The organism is Limnochorda sp. (assembly GCF_047459355.1).
Lineage (GTDB): Bacteria > Bacillota > Limnochordia > Limnochordales > Limnochordaceae > Limnochorda.
Genome location: NZ_VSCV01000118.1, coordinates 1 through 1,014, shown reverse-complemented (window position 1 = coordinate 1,014; position 1,014 = coordinate 1). Strand labels below are relative to the sequence as shown.

The 1,014-nt window shown below is 70.5% G+C and carries 1 protein-coding gene; it reads left to right on the top strand.

All coding sequences use genetic code 11. From position 1 onward, the window contains the following. On the top strand, nucleotides 1–1,014 hold a 1,014-nt coding region (locus tag FWJ67_RS11300), incomplete at both ends, for a methyl-accepting chemotaxis protein (protein WP_414482885.1).

Below are 1,014 nucleotides of genomic sequence, written 5' to 3'. Positions count from 1 at the left end.
CGGTGACCTCACCTACCGGGTCCAGGAGCGGGGGCGGAACGAGGTGGGCGAGCTGGCCCGCTCCTTCAACACCGCCGCGGGTCGGCTGAGCCGGCTGATCGCCGACGTGGCCGCCGCCGCCTCGGAGGTGCAGACGGCCAGCCAGGAGCTGGCCCAAGCCTCCCAAGGGGTGGGCCGGGCCACCGAGCAGGTGAACGAGGCGATCCAGCAGCTGGCCCGGGGAGCGGATGAGCAGGCCCGGAACACCACGGAGATCGCCGACGTGGCCCGGGGGATGTCGGGAGCGGTGGACGGGGTGGCGGCCCGGGCGAAGGAGGCGTCCCTGCGGGCGGAAGGGGCGTTGGAGGCGGCCCAGGCGGGTCGTGAGGCCATCCAGGCGTCGGTGGCGAAGGCCCGGGAGAGCCAGGAGACGATGCAGGTGGTCTCGGAGGCGGTGAACGAGCTGGGGGCCAAGTCCCGGGAGATTGGCCAGATCGTGGAGCTGATCACGGACATCGCCGAGCAGACGAACCTGCTGGCGTTGAATGCGGCCATCGAGGCGGCCCGGGCTGGGGATCAGGGCCGGGGGTTTGCGGTGGTGGCCAACGAGATCCGGAACCTGGCGAGCCGTTCCCGGGAGGCGACGGAGCGGATCACGAGCATAGTGGAGGAGATCCAAGGGAGCACCCGGGAGTCGGTGGAGTCGATGGGTCGCGGGGTGGAGCGGGTGAACGAGGTTGTGGAGGAGATCACCCGCTCGGATGCGAGCTTCCAGTCGATATACGAGGCGGTTCAGGAAGTGGTGCGATCGGTGGAGGCGATTTCTTCGGCGAGCAAGGAGCTGTCGGCCGGGGCGCGCTCGGTGTTGGACGGGATGGACAACATCGTGGCGGTGACGGAGGAGACGGCGGCGGGGACGGAGGAGGTGTCGTCGAGCACGGAGGAGCAGTCGAAGGCGGTGCAGGAGATTTCGGCGTCGGCGGCCCGGCTGGCGGAGCTGGCCCGGCACCTGGCCGAAGCTGTCGCCCACTTCCG